This window comes from Pseudomonas sp. HMSC063H08 (assembly GCF_001813645.1).
Classification (GTDB): Bacteria; Pseudomonadota; Gammaproteobacteria; order Pseudomonadales; family Pseudomonadaceae; genus Pseudomonas; species Pseudomonas aeruginosa.
Genome location: NZ_KV813459.1, coordinates 1 through 639 on the forward strand (window position 1 = coordinate 1; position 639 = coordinate 639).

Here is a 639-nt window from a genome sequence, read left to right on the forward strand (position 1 = left end):
AGCCTGGCGGAGCTCCGCTGTCAGCGTGGCCGACAGGCGCTGATAGGCCGAAGCCTGTTCAGGCGCCATGGGCACGTCGACGAACTCCTCCTGGGAGTCGGGCAGTACGTTGCCACCGATATCCTTGAGCTTCAGGAACACGGTGAACGGCAATACGAAGCGGTGGATGCCCTTCGGGCCGAAGCCGGGAGCCTTCACCGTGCGTACCGAGAGCTTCTTGCCCCGCGCTGTCTTGTGCGAATCACCATCGCGCTCGGTGTAGATATCCTTGAGCACACCGTGGTCGCGCATGAACGACATGGCTGCGGGAGCCATGCTGCCGCGCGCGTTGGGCCGATAGCCGTCCTCGATCATGCGCTGAGTGAGGATGCGGAACAGGAGGTAGAACAGGTCGTCGGCGTAGCCGCCCATGAGCGTTCCGGTCAGCAGCACGGTTTTCCGTGCCTTGGCTGCGAGAACGCCCATGGCCTGGCCCTGGGCCGAGCCGCTGTTCTTGTACTCATGTCCCTCGTCCACCACCAGCAGGTCGAAGTAGCCATCAGGTAGGTAGCGCTTGATGAACTCGGTCGGTTGGTAGCCGCCTTCACCGAAGCCGAACTCGATGTTTGCCATCGATCGCTCCATGCGTTTGGCCTGCCG

Annotated in this window: 1 pseudogene; it reads right to left on the bottom strand. The window is 62.8% G+C overall.

The features are described 5' to 3' along the window. A pseudogene (locus tag HMPREF2924_RS16040) lies at positions 1 to 639 on the bottom strand (DEAD/DEAH box helicase); the annotation flags it as partial.